This window comes from Streptomyces sp. SAI-170 (assembly GCF_049739565.1).
In the GTDB taxonomy this organism is placed as follows: Bacteria; Actinomycetota; Actinomycetes; order Streptomycetales; family Streptomycetaceae; genus Streptomyces.
The window spans coordinates 7,850,130-7,866,924 of sequence record NZ_JBMGQD010000001.1; the positions used below are offsets into that span (position 1 = coordinate 7,850,130).

Here is a 16,795-nt window from a genome sequence, read left to right on the forward strand (position 1 = left end):
TACGAATGCCGCGCCGTTGCCCATCGGCGGCACCGCGGCCCGTCCACCTTCGGTTGATCATGCCGTGTCGGTGGCCGCGGCGTGGAGGTTCGTGGACATCGCGCGTGTGTTCCAGGGAGTCGGTCCCCGTACGGCGTCGAATGCGATGATCATGCCGGTGGTGCGGAGGCGCTCCGTGCCCGACGACCCGCGCGAGAGGACGATGGCATGACGGCCGAGACGGTGACCGAGCCGGGCGACCCGGCCGACACGCGCATCCCGGACACGGGCGCGGGCGGTACGGTCATCCTGCTCAACGGCACGTCCAGTTCCGGCAAGTCCAGCATCGCCCGCGAACTGCTGGGCGTCCTCGACGGCACCTGGTTCCATGTCCCGGTGGACGCCTTCCACGGCATGCGCGGGGGCGTGATCGTCGACGGTGATCTCCAGGCGGAGATCGACCGCACCTGCAAGGGCTTCCACCGGGCCGTCGCCGGGATGGCGGCGGGCGGCAACAACCTCGTAGTCGACTATCCCCTGAGCCGTCGCTGGCGGCTGCTCGACCTCCTCGACGTGCTGGTCCCCGAGGACACGGTGCTGGTCGCCGTCCGCTGCCCCCTGCCGGAGCTGGAGCGCCGCGAGACCCTGCGCGGAGACCGCCAGCCCGGGCTCGCGGCGACGCAGTTCGCGCACGTCCACTCCCACGGCACGCACGACCTCGACGTCGACACCGGCCGTCACAGCCCCGCCGAATGCGCCCGCCGCATCCACGAGTTCCTGCCGCACCGCCCGCGTCCGACGGCTTTCGAGACCCTACGGCGCTCCCTGCGCGGCCACTGAGCCGCCCGGCCGGCCCGCGGCTCAGCCCTGCGCCCCGCGGCCCAGGTCGCGCATGGTCCGCCACTGCCGGGGCGTGAAGCCGTACGCGCCCCGGAACACCCGGCTGAAATGGGCCGGGTTGGCGAAACCCCAGCGCCGGGCGATCTCCGACACGCTCGGTGCGGGCCGCCCGGGGACGGTGAGTTCGCGGGCGCACTCCTCCAGACGCCGGCGCCGGATCAGCCGGGCGACCGTGGTGCCCTCCTCCTCGAAGAGGCGGTGCAGATAGCGGACGGAGATGTGGTGCGCCCTCGCCACGGACTCCGGCGAGAGCCCGGGATCGCCCAACTGCCGGTCGATGTGGTCACGGACGCGCCGGACCAGCTGCTCGCGCCAGGCCTCCGGCCCGGTGGCCGTGCCCGCCGCGGCGACCAGTGTGGTGAACAGGTCGACGACACCGGCGGCGAGCCGCCCCGCCTCGGTCGGCGTGTACGCGTGCGCCGAGGCGACCAGCCGGGTGAGGAAGGGAGTGAGGACCGCCCCCGGACCCTCCGACACATCGAGCGCGACGCCGCTGATCCGGCGGATGTCCTCCTCCGGCAACCCCAGCGCGCGCCGCGGCACATGCACCTGCCGGCTGCTGAAGCGCTCCGGGTAGTCCAGGGCGTACGGCCGTGCCGTGTCGTACACCACCAGGTCGCCCTCGCCGACGACGGTGTGACGGCCGTCCTGCACGAGGGTCGCCGTGCCGGAGGTCTGCACGGCGACCGTCAGATACGCCTCGTCCGAGCCGGCGATGAGCGTCGGTGTGCGGGCCGCGCGATGGGCGTCGGCCTCGATGGACGCCAGGCGCAGACAGCCCAGCCGTCCCGCGCTGATCCGGCCGCAGAAGGAGCCGCCCCGCTCGCGCAGGGTGATCTGCACCGGTACGACGGCCTCGCCCAACGCGTCTCGCCAGTAGGCCACTTGATCGGCGGCGGGCACCGCATCCGTCGTCCACACCGAGTCCACCCGGCCTCCTCACCGCCGTACCGCACACGTACGCGGCCACGCTCGGCTCGGAGAGCCGCTGACCACCCGACCAGCCAATCAACGGGGCGGTGCGGGGGCCAGGCACATCACAGGCAGAAAGCGCGGGCGGGTCAGCGGGGTGCAGGCGGTGACCCGCCGCTGGAGGCGTCGAGGGCGGCCAGGCGCGCCCGGGCGGTGGCGACGCGCTGCGGGTCGGCGTCCGGGCCGAGTCCGGCGCAGCGGGCGAAGGCATCCCGGGCCGCGGCCGTGTCCCCGGCGGCCAGCAGGGCGTCGCCGAGCTGGCTGAGGTGGAGGCTCTCCAGGGCCGCGTTGCCGCTGTCGCGGCAGATGCCGACGGCGGTCTCGAGATGCGTGACGGCCTCGTCCCAACGCTCCAGCTTCGTCAGGGTGTTACCGAGGCCCGCGTGCAGCCCGCGCCGGGTGAAGTCGGCGACGTGCGGCGCGATCCGCTCGCCCAGTTCGTCGAGCAGGGCGAGTCCGCCGAGGAAGGCGTCCACGGCGGCCTCGCGCTCGCCCTGGTCGTTCAGGTCGACGGCACGCGCGTACTCGGACTGGATGAACCCGTGCAGATCGTCCACGGCTCTGAACAGGCCTGCGGCCAGCTGGTTGTGCTCGGCGGCAGCGGCGTAGGAGCCCAGCCGCCGGTGAGCCCAGGCCTGGTAGTAGTGGGCCCAGGCCTGCTGGGCCGTGTCGCCCGCGAGCCGCGCGGCCTCCAGTGCTTCGGCGGACAGGGCGAGGCTGTCGCCGGGACGGCCCTCGCACAACAGCATCGCCCACGCGTGGTAGTTGAGCTGAGTGGCCTCCAGGACCGGGTCGCCCAGAGCGCGGGCGGCGCGTGCGGCGGAGCCGAAGACCTCCGGCCAGTGCCCCCAGAAGATCCACTGGTCGGAGAACCAGTGCAGGGCTTCGGCGAGGCGCACCACGGTGGTGTGCTCCCCGGCAGTGGCGGCGGCGCGCAGCGCGGCCAGCCAGTTGGGGCCCTCGGCCCGCAGCCACTGCCCGGCTTTGCCGGCGTCCGAGAGATCGACGCTGCCGCGCCACGAGGCGGGCGGTGCGCCGTGGTCGGGTTCGAACCAGCGGCCCGCGACCACCGCCGTCTCCAGCAGCATGCGGTACAGCGCGGCGCGCGCCGCCTCCACCTCCGCGGCGTCCTCGTCGGCGGCCAGCCGATCGCGGGCGAACAGCCGCAGCAGGTCGTGCAGCCGGTAGCGGTCCCCGTCCGTGCCCAGCAGCCCCGCCTCGACCAGTTCCTCCAGCGTGTCCTCGGCGTCGAACAGCGCCTGCCCGGTCAGCTCCGCGGCAGCGGGCGCGGCCGTGTCGGGTCCCGGTATCAGGGCCAGGCGCCGGAACAGCCGGGCCGCCGACGGGGTGAGCTGCCGGTAGGACAGGTCGAAGGCGGCCGTCACCCGCATGTCCCCGGCGGACAGCGCGTCCAGCCGCCGCTCCTCCAGCGCGAGCCGGTCCGCGAGCCGGCCCACGCTCCAACCGGTACGGGTGGCCAGCCAGTTGCCCGCGATGCGCAGGGCGAGCGGCAGATGCCCGCAGCGCCGGGCGACGTCCTCCATCGCGGCCGGTTCGGCGGCGGCCCGCTCGGTGCCGACGAGGCCCCGGAGAAGAGCGGCGGCCTCGTCGGCGGTCAACTCCCCGAGCGGCAGGCGATGGACACTCTCCAGGCCGGTCAGCATGCGCCGGCTGGTGACGACCACCAGGCCCGCCCCCGCACCGGGCAGCAGCGGACGCACCTGCCGCTCGTCGCGGGCGTCGTCCAGCACCAGCAGGAAACGCCGCTCCGCCAACAGGCGCCGGTACAGCGCCGGATGGCCCTGGGGTCCGGCCTGCGCGAGGTCCTTGTCGGACACCTGGAGCGCCTTGAGGACGCCGAGCATGAGCTCCGCCGGTTCGGGCGGGCTGTCTTGGGTGCCGCGCAGTTCGAGGACCAACTGCCCGTCGGGGAACCGGTCGGCGAGCCGCCGGGCGGCATGCAGGGCGAGCGTGGTCTTGCCGGTCCCCGGCGCCCCGGACACCGCCACCACGACCGGCGCGGCCGCCTCCGCCTCCACGAGCCGCTCCAGGTGCGCCAGCTCCGCCTCGCGGCCCACGAAGTCGGCGATCCCGCGCGGGAACGCGCGGACCCCGGCAGGGCTGTAGCCGGGGGAGCGGCCGGCCCGGGCGGCGGCGAGCAGCCGTTCGCGGTCCGCCTCGGCCAGCGCCAGACCGTCCGCGAGCGCGGCCACCGTACGCCGCTGCGGAGCGGCCCGTCGCCCGCGCTCGAGATCTCCGATGCCGCGCACACTGACGCCCGACCGCTCCGCGAGCGCCTCGATGGTCAGGGACGCGGCCAGCCGCAACTCCCGCAGCAGCGCCCCGAAGACGTCCCGCTCGCCGGTCATGTGCGCCCCCGCCCGTGCCTCCGCCCGCTCACGAGCATGATCGACAAGGATTCTAGGGGAGCCGGGGGTTTCGGCGGCGGGAGTTGATCTCCGGTGCACGGATGCTGCCCAGGAGTGCACCGGGCCGGCCGGGGGACGGGCGGGCGTGCGAGGGTGGGTCAGTGCTCGGGCCGTACGGGGTGACCGCTCAGGATCGAGACCCGGTTGAAGGCGTTGATGGTGATCGCCACCCAGATCACCGCGGAGATCTGGTCCTCGGTGAGCGCCTCACGGGCGGCGGCGTAGGCGGTGTCCCGCGCGGCCAGGTCGGCCGGCGAGGTCGTCGCCTCGGCCAGCGCGAGGGCGGCCCGCTCGGCCGGCGTGTACAGCTCGGCGTCCCGCCAGCCCGCGAGCACGCCCAGGCGCTGAGGCGTCTCTCCGGCGCGCAGGGCGGCCCGGGTGTGGGTGTGCAGACAGTAGGCGCAGCCGTTGAGCTGGGAGACGCGGAGGTTGACCAGCTCCACCAGCCGCCGGTCGAGTCCGGCCTCGGCGGCGACCGAGCGCACGGCCTCGGCGGTCTGCACCAGCGCGTGGTACGCCTTCGGGCTCTGCTTGTCGACGAAGATCCGCTCGGCGTCGGGGGTGCTGTTCAACCTGGGCTCCTTGGGGCGCCGTTGGCGTCTGGGGCTGCGTTACGCTACACGTTCAAGTATTGTTGAAGCATAAACTATCATGGTGTGTGGAGGTCCCCCGATGAGCAACGTCGAAGCCGACCCCGTCGCGACGCGCCCCGCGACCGAGGCGATGGCCCCGCCCCCGGACGGGCCCCGCGTGGAGGTGCTCCCCCCGCGTGACGTGCCCCTCGGCGGCCCGCGGGCCATGACCGTGCGGCGCACCCTGCCCCAGCGCTCACGCACCCTGATCGGCGCCTGGTGCTTCGCCGACCACTACGGTCCCGACGACGTCGCCGACACCGGCGGCATGGTGGTCGCCCCGCACCCCCACACCGGCCTGCAGACCGTGAGCTGGCTGTTCAGCGGTGAGATCGAGCACCGCGACAGCCTGGGCAGCCATGCCTACGTCCGCCCCGGCGAACTGAACCTCATGACCGGCGGCCACGGCATCGCCCACTCCGAGGTCTCCACCCCGGACAGCACCGTGCTGCACGGCGTCCAGCTCTGGGTCGCCCTGCCCGAAGCGCACCGCGCAACCCACCGCGACTTTCGGCACTACGCCCCCGAACCCGTGCACGCCGACGGCGCGGAGATCCGCGTCTTCCTCGGCTCCCTCGCCGGTTCCACCTCCCCCGTGCCGACCTTCACGCCCCTCCTCGGAGCCGAGATCGTCCTCGCCCCGCACGCCACGCTCGCCCTCGCGGTGAACCCGGACTTCGAACACGGCGTCCTCGTCGACCGGGGCGAGGTCCGCGTCGCCGGCACCCTGCTCGCCCCGGCCGACCTGGGCTACCTCCACCCCGGCCCCGACACCCTGACCCTCCACAACACCTCCGACACCCCCGCCCGGACCGTGCTGCTCGGCGGCACCCCGTTCGAGGAGGAGATCGTCATGTGGTGGAACTTCATCGGGCGCAGCCACGACGACATCGCCCGCGCCCGTGCGGACTGGGAGAGCGCCTCCGACCGCTTCGGCGCCGTCGACGGCTACCCCGGCGACCGCCTCCCCGCCCCCGCCCTGCCCCACGCCACCCTCACCCCGCGCCGCAACCCGCCGCGCGCCTGACACCGACCCGAGAGGATCCGCCCCATGACCGAGACCGGGACCACCCCCACCGTCCGTCGCGCCGACGACCGCCACCGCTACGAGATCCACGTCGGCGCCACCCGCGCCGGCCTCACCGCCTACCGCGACCGCGGCACGCAGCGCGTGTTCTTCCACACCGAGGTCGACGACGCCTTCGCCGGGCAGGGACTCGCCGGAAAGCTGGTCGAGGAGGCCCTCACGGACGTCCGCGCGCAGGGACTGCGGATCGTGCCGGTCTGCCCCTATGTCGCCAAGTTCCTCAAGAAGCACACCGAGTTCGCCGACATCACCGACCCGGTGACCCCGGACGTGCTCGCCTGGCTGGAGAAGGAACTCGGCTGACCCGACCTCCCCCGGCACCCCGCCCCACGTCCGACCTGCGGATAGTGACTCCGGGTAACCCCACCGGTGACGTAGAGTCGACACCGGGCGGGGAGACCGGAAGGGGGTGGGGCGCCGGTGGAACACATACGGTTCGCGCTGCTCGGTCCGGTACGGGCCTGGCGGGCGGACACCGAGCTGGACCCGGGCGGACCGCAGGAACGCGCCCTGCTCGCCCTGCTGCTGGCCCGGGCCGGACAGCCCGTCGCGGTGAGCGAGATCGTGGACGTCCTGTGGGGCCCGCACCCTCCTCGCAGCGCCCTCAACCTGATCCGCCGCCATGTCGGCTCCCTCCGCCGCCTGTTGGAGCCGGAGCTGGCGCCGCGCGCACCGGGTACGTGGCTGCCGCGCTCGGCCGGCGGATATCGGCTGCGGGCCGACAGCACCACGTCCGACCTGCTGCGCTTCCGCGAGCGGTACGAGGAGTCGCGCCGCGCGGAACCCCGTGTCGCTGTCGGCTTCCTCGTCGGCGCCCTGGCGTTGTGGCAGGGCCCGGTCGCCGCCGACCTCGGCCCGCGCGCCCGTGCGCACCCGGCGTTCACCGCCCTGGAGGCGGAACGTCTCTGCGCCGCACGCGCCGCCGCCGAAACCGCCCTGCGTGCGGGCACCGCCGACCATGTCCTGCCCGCCCTGCGCCGCACCGCCGCCGACCACCCCCTCGACGAGCCCGTCCTGGCCCGCCTGATCCTCCTCCTCACCGCCACCGGCCGCCGCGCCGAGGCCCTCACCGCCTACGACTCCGCCCGCACCCGCCTCGCCGACGAACTGGGCATCGACCCGGGGGCGGAACTGCGGGCGGCGTGGGAGGTGGCGAGGGGGGAGACGGCCATCTCGGACGGGGCCGGGCCGCGCATCTCCGGCATGGCTACCCAGCAGAGCCGTGGCGCGGTGGCCCAGTACCTCGCCGGTGCGCCGGACCACCACAGTTCTGGCGTGGCGGCCCCATACCTCGCGGATACGCCGGACCACCACAGTTCTGGCGTGGCGGCCCCGCACCCCGCCGACAGGCCAACCGCGACGCCCAGCCCTGCCCCGCCCGACCCGCAAGCCCCTGACGCACAGGACCTGCGATCTCCCGCCACCCTCAACCCCCAGCAGGGCCCCACCCCGTCCGCCGCAGTCCCCTCCCAACTGCCCCACGCCCTCCCCGCCTTCACCGGCCGAGCCGCCGAACTGGCCGACGTGCGCGCCCTGCTGTCCGGCACCGACGGCAACGGCAACGGCAACGACAACGGCAGCCCCGTAGACCCCGTAGACCCCGCCGGAACGGTCGTCATCGGTGTCATCGGCGGAATGGCCGGAGTCGGCAAGACCACTCTCGCCGTGCACTGCGCCCACCAGCTGGCCGACCGCTTCCCCGACGGCCGGCTCTACGTCGATCTGCGCGGCTTCGACCCCTCCGGCGCGGTCACGGAACCGGGCGAGGCCGTGCGCGGCTTCCTGCATGCCCTCGGTGTGCCGCCCGACCGGGTTCCGCACGGGTTGGACGCCCAAACGGCCCTGTACCGCGGCCTGCTGGCGGGCCGCCGGGTGCTGATCCTGCTGGACAACGCCCGCGACACCGACCACGTACGACCCCTGCTGCCGGGCACACCGGGCTGCCTCACGCTCGTCACCAGCCGCGACGACCTGGCCGGGCTGATCGCCGGGCACGGTGCCCGGGCCCTCACGCTGCGCCCGTTCGGGGCGGAGGAGGGACGGGAGTTCCTGGTGAGCAGGCTCGGTGCCGAGCGGGTGGAGGCCGAGCCCGGGGCCGCGGACGAGGTCGTCCGGAGGTGCGCCGGGCTGCCCCTCGCGCTGGCCTGTGTCGCCGCCCGCGCCGCCCTGCACCCCGCCTTCCCGCTCGGCGCGATCGCGGCGGAACTGCGCGACGCCGACGGCAGCCTGGACGCCTTCGCCCGCTCGGACGTCTCGCTCGACGTCGGCACGGTGTTCTCCTGGTCCAGCCGGGCCGTCTCGCCCGAGGCCGCCCGCGTCTTCCGCCTGCTCGCCCTGCACCCCGGCCCGCACATCACCGCACCGGCCGCCGCCGCCCTGGCCGCGCTGCCGTCGCGCCGCGTCCGGCCGCTGCTCGCCGAACTCGCCGGTGTCCACCTGCTGAACGAACCCGCCCCCGGCCGGTACGCCTTCCACGACCTGCTGCGCGCCCACGCCACCGAACTCCTCCACGACCGGCACACCGAGGCCGAACGCAGTGCGGCCACCAGCCGCCTGCACCACCACTACCTGCACACCGCCCACACAGCAGGCATGCTGCTCGCCCCGCACGCCGACCAGATGCCCCTCCCGCCGCTCCCCGAAGGCGCCACCCCCGAGCCGCTCGCGGACGACACCCGCGCGCTGGACTGGTTGACCGCGGAGTACGCCGTCCTGCTCGCCGTCGTCGACTCGGCCGCCGCTGCCGGGGACGACCGGGTCGCCTGCCTGCTGGCCTGGGCGATGGAGCCCTTCTTCGACCGGCGCGGCCACTGGCACGACGGGGCGGCCGCCCAGCGCACCGCCCTCGACGCCGCCCTGCGGCTGGGCGAGCCCGCCCTGGAGGCCCGCGGCCTGCGCGGACTGGCCCGCGCGGAGGGCCGACTGGGCCTGCACGAGCGGTCCCTGCCCCGCCTCGCACGTGCCCTGGAGCTGTTCACCGCCCTCGGCGACGACATCGGCCGGGCCGACACCCACCGCAGCCTCGGCTGGGAGGCCGAGCAGAAGGGCGACCTCGACGGCGCCCTGCGCCACAACCGGCTCGCCCTCGACCTGTTCCGCGCCGCGGGCGCCCACGCCGCACAGGCCAGCGTGCTCAACTCGGTGGGCTGGTACCACGCCCTGCGCGGCGAGTACCGCGATGCCCTGCGGCACTGCTTCGAAGCCCTCACCACGCTCCAGGAACTCGGCGACCGCTACGGCCAGGCCGCCACCTGGGACAGCATCGCCTACGCCTATCACCACCTCGGCCGCCACCCGCACGCCCTGCTCGGCTACCGCAACTGCCTGGCGCTCCTGCGCGAGTTGGGCGTGCCCTACCTGGAGGGCGTCACCCTCCTGCGCCTCGGCGACACACACCTCGCCACCGGCGACCCCGACGGCGCCCGCACCTGCTGGCAGCAGGCCCTCGCCCTGCTCACCCGGCTCGGCCACCCCGACGCCGAACAGGCCGCCGCCCGCCTCGCCGACAGGTCCGCAGCCGCATCGCCCAACCTCCGTGCCGAGCAGCGGTGAACGGCCCTCCGCCGGGCGCCCTGCGGTTCGAGCTGCTCGGACCCCTGCGCGTGCATGCCGGCGACCGCGAGACCGACCTCGGCTTCCCGCAGCAGCGCGCCCTGCTGGCCCTGCTCCTGCTGCACCCCGGCCGCCCGGTCCGCATGCACCACATCATCGACGTCCTGTGGCCCGCGCGGCCACCCGCCAGCGCCCGGAACGTCGTACGCCGGTACGCCGGTGAACTGCGCAGACTCCTGGAACCGGGGCTCCCGCTCCGCGCCCCGGGCCGGCGTCTGCTGCCGCACACCGGCGGCTACCTGCTGGAGGCCGGCCAGGACGAGGTCGACCTGCTGCGCTTTCGCGACCTCACCCGCCGGGGCGCGCGGGCCGCCGCCACCGGCCGCTCCGAGGAGGCGGTACGCGCCTTCACCGACGCGCTCGCCCAATGGCGCGGCCCGGTCGCCATGGGCATCCCCGAGGCTGTCCGGGGCCACGTCGAATTCACCGCGCTGGAGGGCGAGTTCGTCCGGACCGCCCAGATGGCCGCCGACGCGGCCCTGCGCTGCGGACGCGCCGAGGTCGTCCTGCCCGCCCTGCGCCGCGCCGCCGCCCTCGACCCCCTCGACGAGCCCCTGCACGCCCGACTCGTCCACGCCCTGGCCGCCTGCGGCCGCCGCGCCGAGGCACTCACGTCGTACGAAGCCATCCGCCGCACCCTCGCCCGCGACCTGTCCGTGCCCCCCGGCCCCGAACTGGCCGCCGCCCACGCGGCGGTCCTCCAGGAGGCCGTACGACCACACGGACCAGGTCATCCGCCCGCGCCCCACGACCTCGTACGGCCGCACGCTCCTGGCCGCCGCTCCCCGCTGCCGCTCCCGGAAACCCAACGACCCTCACCACAAGTCACGTTCGTAGGACGAGTGCGCGAACTCGCCCTGCTGAACGCCCTCTCCGACGCGGCCGGGTCCGCCACCGCGGCGCCCGCCGCGGTCCTGGTCACCGGCATGGCCGGAGTCGGCAAGAGCGCGCTCGCCGGGCACTGGGCCGAGGCCGCGGCCACGCGGTTCCCCGGCGGCAGGCTCCATGCCGATCTGCGGGGGTTCGCCGCGCACGCGCCCGTGGCGACGGCCGCCGAGGTGCTGGCCGGGCTGCTCGCCGCGCTCGGGGTGCCGCCGGGGCGCGTCCCCGAGGGGCTGGCGGCGAGGGCGGGGCTGTACCGGACCGTGTTGGCCGGGCGCCGGGTGCTGGTGGTGCTCGACGACGCCGCCGACTCCGAGCAGATGCGCCCGCTGCTGCCGCCGTCGCCCGGCTCGCTCGCCGTGGTCACCAGCCGAAGGGCCCTGCCCGGTCTGATCGCCTCCGGTGCCCGGCCGCTGCGTCTGGAACCGCCGGACACCGAGGACGCGCTGGCCCTCCTGGCCGAGCGGCTCGGGCCCGCGCGGACGGCCGCCGAGCCGCGCGCCGCCGAGGAGATCGTGGCCCGGTGCGGCCGCCTGCCGCTGGCCCTGACCGCACTCGCCGCGTCCGCCCCTGCCGATGTCCCGCTGGCGGCCTTGGCCGCGACACTGCGTGCCGACCCCCTCGCCGGGACCGGCGTGGTCCGGGAGGCGTTCCGGGCCTCCTGCCGCGGCCTGTCCCCGACGGCCGCCGCCCTGCTGCGCCGACTGCCCCGGCACCCCGGCGCCGACATCGTCGCGAGGGAGGCCGCCGACCTGGCGGATCTGCCCCCGCGCCGGGCCCGACTCGCCCTCGCGGAGCTGGCCGACGCCCATCTGCTGACCGAGCGGACCCCGGGCCGGTACGCCCTGCACGAGTTGGTGCGTGCGTTCGCCACCGAAGCGGAGTAACAGACTCCGAGGTTGCCGTCACTGCGGTGTCACTCTTTTTGCACAGACGCCGACCTACGGTCCGGGAGTACGAACCCACGCACGGCCCGGAGGCGACGACGGATGACGGCCACCCCTTGCACGATCGAGGCCGAGCCCGGCCGCAACCGGATACGGCGTCTGCCCCTGGGCGTCGACATCGTCATCACCGGCCCGGCCCCGGCCGCCCTCCCCGCCGAGCGCCGCGACGGCCCGGCCGGACCGCCGCACCGGCTGCTCCTCCGGGACGGCGGCGAGTACCTGTTCGTGGGCCTGCGCGGCGCCACCGCACGGCCCGCTGCCATGCCGACACCGCCCGCCGGGACACATGTCGCCCCCGGAGACGTCTGCTTCTACGACCTGCACCGCCCGCCCGTCACGGCCTTCCCGGCGGGTGCCCGCGCCAAGGTGTTCCTGGTGCCGAGCGCCCTGCTGGGGCTCGCGGCGGCGGACGTACCGCGGTTGACGGCCGCGCCCGTGCCGCGGTCCTCCCGGCTCGGTGCCCTGCTGTCGCCGCTGCTGTCCGACCTCGCCCATGCCGTCGCGACGGCGCGCAGCCCGGTGGACGAGATGCTCGCCCGCAACGCCGTGAACGTGCTGGCCACCCTCGCCGCGGAGCGCCTGGAGGCGGGCACGCGGCCGGGCGAGCCCCGGTCGCCCCTGGTGACGAAGATCCTGGAGTACGTCGAACTGCACCTGGGCGACCCGGAGTTGACCCCGGAGTCCATCGCCCGGGCCCATCACATCTCGGTGCGCTATCTGCACAAGCTGTTCCAGGAACAGGGCACGAGCGTCGGCCGGTGGATCCAGCGCCGGAGGCTGGAGGAGTGCCGTCGGGAACTGGTGCTGCGCGGCCGTGGCAACCGGACCATCGCCGCGGTCGCCTCCCGTTGGGGTTTCCTCAGCGCCACCCACTTCAGCCGGGTCTTCCGCAGCACGTACGGGATGTCCCCGCGCGAGTGGCGGGAGGCGGCGGGCGGCCCGCCCGCGTGACAGACCGTGCCGGTCCAAGGGCACCACGAACACGGTCTTCCCCGCAGTGCACTGGCGGACCGATGCCGGTGCGCTGCCGGACAATTCCCGCCCGCCCTGGCGAATTAGCGTGACCGGCGAGGCGAGACACCACCGAAACACCTGGAGTTGTCCATGTCCGAAGCCATCCGACCGGTCGCGCCGGTTCTGGAACCCGCGGCGGCCGCGTTCGCGGAGGCCACCGCCAATCCGCCGTATCTGTTCGACCTGCCGCCCGCCGAGGGCCGTAAGGCCGTCGACGAGGTGCAGTCCGGCGACACCGCCAAGCCGGCGGTCGACGAGGAGTGGGTCACCGTCCCGGGCGGCCCCACCGGAAGCGTCCGCGCCCGGATCGTCAGGCCCGCCGGCGCGACCGGCCCGCTGCCGGTGATCCTCTACATCCACGGAGCCGGCTGGGTGTTCGGCAACGCCCACACCCACGACCGGCTCGTGCGGGAACTCGCCGTCGGCGCCGAGGCCGCGGTGGTCTTCCCCGAGTACGACCTGTCGCCCGAGGCCCGCTACCCCGTCGCCGTCGAGCAGAACTTCGCCGTGGCGCGCTGGATCACCGACCAGGACCCGTCCGGCGGCCTCGACGGCGCGCGGCTCGCCGTCGCCGGTGACTCCGTCGGCGGCAACATGGCGGCCGCGCTGACCCTGCTCGCCAAGCAGCGCGGCGGCGTCCCGCTGCGCCACCAGGTGCTGTTCTACCCGGTGACCGACGCCTCCTTCGACACCGGCTCCTACCACCAGTTCGCCACCGGCTACTTCCTGCGCCGCGACGGCATGCAGTGGTTCTGGGACCAGTACACGACCGACGAGGCCGAGCGCGCGCAGATCACCGCCTCGCCGCTGCGCGCCACGACCGAGCAGCTCACCGGACTGCCCCCGGCCCTGGTGATCACCGCCGAGGCCGACGTCCTGCGCGACGAGGGCGAGGCCTATGCGAACAAGCTCCGCGAGGCGGGCGTCGCCGTCACCGCCGTGCGCTTCCAGGGCATCATCCACGACTTCGTGATGCTCGACGCCCTGCGCGCGACCCATGCCGCCGAGGCCGCCATCACGCTGGCCGCCGGCACGCTCCGCACCGCCCTGCACAACGCCTGACCAGGAGAGACCCTCATGACCCAGCCCACCACGCCCACCGTCCTCCTCGTCCACGGCGCCTTCGCCGACGCGGCGAGCTGGTCCGGCGTCATCGCCGAGCTCCGCTCCCACGGCATCCCCGTGATCGCCCCGCCCAACCCGCTGCGCGGCCTCGCCTCCGACGCCGCCTACATCGCCTCCGTCGCCGCCCAGATCGACGGCCCCGTCGTGCTCGTCGGCCACTCCTACGGCGGCGCGCTCATCACCGTCGCGGGCACCACCGAGAACGTCGTCGGTCTGGTGTACGTGGCCGCGTACGTCCTGGAGGAGGGCGAGAGCCTCGGTGAGCTCCAGGGCCGCTTCCCGCTCTCCCCGCTGGCGGAGAACCTCCAGCAGTGGACGTACCCGGGGCCCGGCGGGGAGCCGGCCGTCGAGGTGACCATCGCCCAGGACGCGTTCCCGTCGGTCTTCGCCGCCGACGTGCCCGCGGACGTCACCGAGATCCTGGCGGTCGCCCAACGCCCCCTCGCCGCCGCGGCGTTCGAGGAGACCGCCGCAGCGGCCGCGTGGAAGACCAAGCCGTCCTGGGCACTGGTCGCCGGAGCCGACCGGGCCATCAACCCCGAGGTGCAGCGGTTCGCCGCCAAGCGCGCCGGGGCGACCGTCGTCGAACTCGACGGCGCCTCCCACGCGGTGGCCGTCTCCGAGCCGAAGCAGGTCGCCGCCCTCATCCGCGACGCCGTACGCGCCACCCGCTGAGGCCACCGACACGCGCCCCTCTCACGGGGGGCGCGTGGTCTACGATCCCCCTCCGGCCCGCAAGGCGACCGCACAGGGGGAACAGGGAACATGTCGGCAGGAACGGTCGAGGCGATCCACCGCTACCCGGTGAAATCCATGCTGGGCGAGACCCTGTCCGCCATGGGGCTCGGCGAGCACGGACTGAACGGCGACCGCGCGGTCGCGGTGCTGGACGCGACCGGTGCGGTCGGCAGCGCCAAACACCCCCGCAAGTGGGGCCCGTTGCTCGCCTGCCGCAGCGAACTGCTGCACGGCGGAACGGTACGGGTCCACCTCCCGGACGGCACCGCCCTGGCGGTCGGCGACCCCGAACTCGACGCGGCTCTCAGCAAGTTGCTGGGCCGCGAGGTGACCCTGGCCCAGGCCCCGGACCCGCAGGGGCACCGGCTGGAGCGGGCGGTCCCCGACTACCCCGGCGGCATCCCCGAGCGGCTGCGCGAGACGGCCCGCCCCGACGACTCCGGCGCCCTCGTCACCTCCGGCGGCGTCGCCCCCGGCACCTTCTTCGACTTCGGCCGGGTCCACCTGGTCACCACCTCCACCCTGGCCCGCCTGCGGGCCGCGCACCCCTCGGGTGACGCCGACGCGCGCCGCTTCCGGCCCAACCTCGTCATCGCCACCCCGGACGAGCCGGGCTTCGCCGAGGACGCCTGGATCGGCGCCCGGCTGCGCATCGGCACCGCCGTCGTACGGGTCACCGTGCCGACCCCGCGCTGTGTGGTCCCCGCCCTGGCGCACGGGTCCCTCCCGCCCGACCCCGCCCTGATGCGCGCGGTCGCCCGCGAACACCGGGTTCCCGTGCTGAGCCTCGGCCGGCTGTCCTGCGTCGGCGTCTACCTGGACGTCGTACGGCCGGGCCTGGTACGCGTCGGCGACCCCGTCGTACGGGAGGAAAACGAGTGAGCCCGGGCCGCCTCGCGGCCGTACCCTCACCTGACATGAGCACCGACTGGATCACCCGCGCCGAGACGAGCGCCGACATCCCCGCCGTCCGCGCGATCGAACTCGCGGCCTTCGACACCCCGCTGGAGGCCGACCTCGTCGACGCGCTGCGGGCCGACGAGGCGTGGATCGAGGGACTGTCCGTCGTGGCAGCCGGGGCCGACGGCACGCCGGTCGGCCATGCCCTGCTGACCCGCTGCCACATCGGCGACGTACCGGCTCTGTGCCTGGGGCCGGTGGCCGTCCTGCCCGAGCACCAGGGCACCGGCGCGGGAGCGGCGGCCGTGCGCGCGGCCCTGCTGGCCGCCGCGGAACGGGGCGAGCGGTACGTCGTCGTCCTCGGGCACCCCTCGTACTACCCGAGGTTCGGCTTCACCCGGGCCTCCGCCCACGGCATCGGGGTGACCATCGACGTCCCGGACGAGGCCCTCATGGCCCTCGCCCTCGACCCGGGTCACCCCCTGCCCGCCGGGACCGTCCGGTACGCGGCACCCTTCGGCATCTGACCCCGGGCGGGGCGGGGCAGCAGCGCCCCACCCCGCCCGAGGCCGGCGGCTCAGCGGCCGAGCAGTCGCTTCACGCGCTTGCCCTTGGCCGACTCGTCCAGCGTCTTCCACAGCTCGTGGGAGCCGGTGTACGTGTACACGCCCGGGGCGCCCTGCTCGGCGCAGCCGTCGCCGTAGGACACGACGCCTATCTGGTAGACGCCCTGCCTGCCCTTCAGCTTGCGGAACAGCGGGCCGCCGCTGTCACCCTGGCAGGAGTCCTTTCCCTCGACGCCCGCGCAGACGTTGACCTTCTTGTCGTACTCCGCGTAGGTGGCCTTGCACTCGATGTGCGACACGATCGGCACGTTCACCGCGCGCAGCCGGTCCGCGTACTTCGTCACCTCGGTGTTGGTGTTGCCCCAGCCGATGACCGTGGCCTGCGCGCCGGGGCGGATCAGCGCGTCCGTGCCCTCGGTGGGCAGGTGGACCGGTGCGATGCCCTGGACGGGCTTGTCGAGGAAGAGGAAGGCGACGTCGTACGCCTCCTGGCCCCGGGCGTAGCGCGGGTGGACGACGATGTCGGTCACCTGGCGCAGATGGCCCTGGTTCTTCTTGGACAGCACCGTCCGGCCGACGACCGTCTCGATCTCCTTGGGCTTGGTGCCCAGCACACAGTGCGCGGCCGTCATGACCATGTCCGGGGCGAGCAGGCTGCCGCCGCAGAACTGACGGTCGTACGGGCTGCCCGTGCCCTTCTGCAGCAGCGCCGCCATGAACGGGTGCTTGCCGTCGGGCTGGGCGACACCGCCGATGATCTGCGCGGTCGGACGCCCGCGGTCCGCCGAGGTGTCGGCGGCGTGCGAGGTGCCGACGGACGCGGCGGTCAGGGCGAGCGCCGCGCCGGTCGCGGCCGCGGTGGCGGCGATCCGCCGGGCCGTCGCTCTGTGGGGGGTGGACAGACGCATGGAGGGTCTTCTCCGTTCTCCGTGTCTCCGCGGCCACCACCCGCCGGACGGCCCCGGCCCGCCGCCGCAACTGCGGTGCGCGCCGGGGGAGTCGTCGGGCCGCG

Annotated in this window: 14 protein-coding genes; 10 read left to right on the forward strand and 4 right to left on the reverse strand. The window is 74.7% G+C overall.

The window, feature by feature from the left end:
* The first annotated feature begins 207 nt into the window (after positions 1-207).
* On the forward strand, positions 208-819 hold the full coding sequence (locus RKD23_RS35245; RefSeq protein ID WP_424857409.1) for a chloramphenicol phosphotransferase CPT family protein: 612 nt from the start codon (positions 208-210) through the stop codon (positions 817-819).
* Between the two features lie 21 nt (positions 820-840).
* On the opposite strand, the gene RKD23_RS35250 is transcribed toward RKD23_RS35245, so the two are convergent.
* The 3 genes from RKD23_RS35250 to RKD23_RS35260 form a co-directional block, all read right to left on the reverse strand.
* Positions 841-1,809, reverse strand: a complete 969-nt coding sequence (locus tag RKD23_RS35250) for a helix-turn-helix domain-containing protein (RefSeq protein ID WP_424857410.1) — start codon at positions 1,807-1,809, stop codon at positions 841-843.
* Positions 1,810-1,940: 131 nt separating this feature from the next.
* On the reverse strand, positions 1,941-4,220 hold the full coding sequence (locus RKD23_RS35255; protein WP_424857411.1) for an ATP-binding protein: 2,280 nt from the start codon (positions 4,218-4,220) through the stop codon (positions 1,941-1,943).
* 158 nt (positions 4,221-4,378) lie between these two features.
* On the reverse strand, positions 4,379-4,852 hold the full coding sequence (locus RKD23_RS35260) for a carboxymuconolactone decarboxylase family protein (RefSeq protein ID WP_424857412.1): 474 nt from the start codon (positions 4,850-4,852) through the stop codon (positions 4,379-4,381).
* A gap of 100 nt (positions 4,853-4,952) precedes the next feature.
* Here RKD23_RS35260 and RKD23_RS35265 point away from each other — a divergent pair, with 100 nt between their 5' ends.
* From RKD23_RS35265 to RKD23_RS35305, 9 genes are all read left to right on the forward strand, one after another.
* A complete protein-coding gene (locus RKD23_RS35265) occupies positions 4,953-5,939 on the forward strand; it encodes a pirin family protein (protein ID WP_424857413.1) in 987 nt (328 codons plus the stop codon).
* Positions 5,940-5,963: 24 nt separating this feature from the next.
* Positions 5,964-6,302 carry a GNAT family N-acetyltransferase gene (locus tag RKD23_RS35270; RefSeq protein WP_404047471.1) on the forward strand — a complete coding sequence of 113 codons (339 nt, stop codon included), beginning with the start codon at positions 5,964-5,966 and terminating at the stop codon, positions 6,300-6,302.
* 117 nt (positions 6,303-6,419) lie between these two features.
* Entirely contained in the window at positions 6,420-9,551 is a 3,132-nt protein-coding gene (locus tag RKD23_RS35275; RefSeq protein ID WP_424857414.1) for an AfsR/SARP family transcriptional regulator, read from the forward strand.
* Positions 9,548-11,380: a BTAD domain-containing putative transcriptional regulator gene (locus RKD23_RS35280; RefSeq protein WP_424857415.1), complete on the forward strand. Its 1,833-nt coding sequence runs from the start codon at positions 9,548-9,550 to the stop codon at positions 11,378-11,380. The genes RKD23_RS35275 and RKD23_RS35280 overlap by 4 nt, the downstream gene beginning before the upstream one ends.
* Positions 11,381-11,482: 102 nt before the next feature.
* Complete coding sequence (locus RKD23_RS35285; RefSeq protein WP_424857416.1) at positions 11,483-12,391, forward strand: helix-turn-helix transcriptional regulator; 909 nt, start codon at positions 11,483-11,485, stop codon at positions 12,389-12,391.
* A gap of 153 nt (positions 12,392-12,544) precedes the next feature.
* Positions 12,545-13,516 (forward strand): alpha/beta hydrolase, encoded by a 972-nt coding sequence (locus RKD23_RS35290; RefSeq protein WP_424857417.1) that lies wholly within the window; start codon positions 12,545-12,547, stop codon positions 13,514-13,516.
* A 15-nt stretch (positions 13,517-13,531) separates the two neighbouring features.
* Positions 13,532-14,254, forward strand: a complete 723-nt coding sequence (locus tag RKD23_RS35295; RefSeq protein WP_424857418.1) for an alpha/beta fold hydrolase — start codon at positions 13,532-13,534, stop codon at positions 14,252-14,254.
* Between the two features lie 90 nt (positions 14,255-14,344).
* Entirely contained in the window at positions 14,345-15,199 is an 855-nt protein-coding gene (locus RKD23_RS35300; RefSeq protein ID WP_424857419.1) for an MOSC domain-containing protein, read from the forward strand.
* Positions 15,200-15,234: 35 nt separating this feature from the next.
* The gene (locus tag RKD23_RS35305) at positions 15,235-15,744 is read left to right on the forward strand and encodes a GNAT family N-acetyltransferase (protein ID WP_424857420.1); all 510 of its coding nucleotides are present in this window, start codon (positions 15,235-15,237) and stop codon (positions 15,742-15,744) included.
* A 50-nt stretch (positions 15,745-15,794) separates the two neighbouring features.
* Here RKD23_RS35305 and RKD23_RS35310 read toward each other — a convergent pair whose 3' ends face one another.
* Positions 15,795-16,691 carry a S1 family peptidase gene (locus RKD23_RS35310; RefSeq protein WP_404047449.1) on the reverse strand — a complete coding sequence of 299 codons (897 nt, stop codon included), beginning with the start codon at positions 16,689-16,691 and terminating at the stop codon, positions 15,795-15,797.
* Between the last annotated feature and the right edge of the window lie 104 nt (positions 16,692-16,795).